Source organism: Acinetobacter sp. AKBS16, from assembly GCF_002899995.1.
Classification (GTDB): Bacteria; Pseudomonadota; Gammaproteobacteria; order Pseudomonadales; family Moraxellaceae; genus Acinetobacter; species Acinetobacter baumannii.
Map to the genome: position 1 here is coordinate 52,299 of NZ_POYH01000101.1, position 2,566 is coordinate 54,864.

Genomic DNA, 2,566 nt, shown 5'->3' on the forward strand with positions numbered 1-2,566 from the left:
GCGTAAAAATACGGAAGAATGTATTACTGTTTGACCATGCATAAATGACACGTGGAGTTGCAGCCATATAGATATTGCCGCAGCCAGACGGAGAAATAATGGCATCTGAAACAACTAAAAGTGCTAACCATCCCAAACCTAATAACATGGCAATGTCGCGGTAAGGTAATGGGAACTTGTCACTAAGTCCTGACCAACCATTTGCTAACATATCGGTAGGTACTGCACCTAAGAAAGCAACTTGAAGCACTACATAAATAATCGTTGCCAAAACGACAGATAAGATGAGTGCAAAAGGAATCGTAAATTGAGGACGTTTTACTTCACTTGCTACCGAAATAATCGGCGTTAAACCTAAGTACGCAAAAATAATACCACCAGCAGAAACGGCACCTTGTACGCCGTGAGCGCCCATTGGGGCAAACTCGGTCATTGAAAAGTTTGCAGGTTTAAAATGGTATAGAAGAGCAACCATCACTAAAACGGGAACAGCAAATTTCAATGCACTAATCAGGTTGTTGGCAATTGCAAAGGTTTTTACGCTGTAATAGTTCAATGCAAAAAATACGCATAAAAGTGCAAACTGAAACAACCATCCAATGGTAGTTGGAGTTCGAACACCATCATGTACGGCGGTAAGAGAAGGGAACCATGCTGCTGCATATTCGCGGGCAGCGACGACTTCAATTGCAATTAAACTTGAAAAGGCAATGACGGTCACAGAACCCAATAAATATCCTTGTAATGGGCCATGTGAAAATACGGGATAACGGATAATACCGCCTGCTCGGGGTAAGGCTGCACCTAACTCACAATAAATAATTCCCAGAATTAAAACGGCAAAGCCCCCAATAATCCATGACAATATACCCGCAGGGCCGGCTTGAGAGGCCACATGACTTGCTGAAAATAACCATCCTGAACCGAAAATGGCGCCTAAGCCAATGAATGTAAGATCCATTAGAGATAACTGTTTTTTAAACTGACTTGTCATTACGTTTTCCTTAACGACAGAACTATTGTTCTTTCATATATCGTATACGATATATGGTTATTGGTAAATAGGGGAATTTTTATTCTATTTATGAACAATGAATGATTTAAATACTATGTAAATGTTTGTTTTTAATTGATTTTAAATATTTTAAATTTCAAGTAAATAACTTGAAAACCAAATATTTTTTATAAAAAATTGGCAAAGGTTTGTGATTTTATTTGCTCAAAAGAACAATTCTTCAATATTGGTTGAGTCATTTACCATTTAAATTAATAGAAAATTCAATTTTTTAAAAAGGCTGTATTAGCAATTGATTGTGTTGTTTTTAGGCAATGAACCATTTATTTTCAGTGCTTTATAGATAGCTTAATGATAATTTTAGAGCTATCCGAAAGGACACAATAATGACGAACATACGAATAATAATGAATCGAAGGTAGGACCACGTGTTTATTAGTGTATTTGATCTTTTTAAAATTGGCATCGGCCCATCTAGCTCCCATACAGTTGGACCAATGCGTGCAGCATACAGTTTTGTGGAAGATTTATTGAAGCAAAACGATTTACAAGCCACGGTTAGAGTTCAGGTGAAGTTATACGGTTCGCTGTCGGCAACTGGTGTTGGTCATGCGACAGATAAGGCTGTTCTGTTAGGTTTAATGGGTTTTGACCCTGAACATATTGATACCCAAGTAAGCACAAGCTTGATTGAAGACGTTCTTGAAAATAAAGCAATTCTGCTTAATCAGCAAAAGAGTATTTCTTTTGACTATAAGCGTGATGTGCTTTTTTTAGATGAATCTTTGCCTTATCACCCCAATGCAATGGAACTGATTGCGTATAACGGGGCTCAAGAAATTTTATATGCAGAAACTTACTATTCGGTTGGTGGTGGCTTTATTGTTAGCCAAAGACAATTAGCACACACCCAAACTGAAACTAACGACGTTAAGGTTCCATATCCGTTTCACAGTGCGGCTGAACTTTTAAGCTTATGTAGAACTCATCATTTATCAGTGAGTGAGTTAATGCTTGAAAATGAAAAAAGCTGGCGTAGTGAAGCTGAGATTCGTAGCAAGATTATGGAAATCTGGAAAGTGATGCAGCAATGTATTCACAACGGATTAATTAATGAAGGCATATTACCGGGCGGATTAAACGTAAAACGTCGGGCTAAAAAAATTCACGATAAGTTATTAAATAAGAAAAACTCAAACCTGATTGTGACGACTTTTCATGCGATGGAATGGGTCAATTTATTTGCCTTAGCGGTAAATGAAGAAAATGCTGCTGGCGGTCGAGTAGTGACGGCACCTACAAATGGGGCCGCAGGAATTATTCCGGCAGTTTTATATTACTACGTGACTTTCTCTAAAGACTTTTCCGAAGATAAAGTGGTTCGTTTCTTTTTAAGTGCGGCAGCCGTTGGCATTTTATGTAAACTCAATGCTTCTATTTCTGGTGCAGAAGTAGGGTGTCAGGGTGAAGTCGGTTCGGCATGTGCAATGGCTTCGGCGGGTTTAGCCGAGATTTTAGGAGCATCGCCTGAACAGGTGGAACATGCGGCTG

Annotated in this window: 2 protein-coding genes; one reads left to right on the plus strand and one right to left on the minus strand. The window is 38.7% G+C overall.

Annotated elements, in window-relative coordinates:
• On the minus strand, positions 1-994 hold a 994-nt coding region (locus C1642_RS18365), incomplete at its 3' end, for an APC family permease (RefSeq protein ID WP_146035359.1).
• A gap of 449 nt (positions 995-1,443) precedes the next feature.
• On the opposite strand from C1642_RS18365, the gene C1642_RS18370 reads away from it, so the two are divergent.
• Positions 1,444-2,566: L-serine ammonia-lyase (locus C1642_RS18370; RefSeq protein WP_228153991.1), on the plus strand; the 1,123-nt coding region annotated here is incomplete at its 3' end.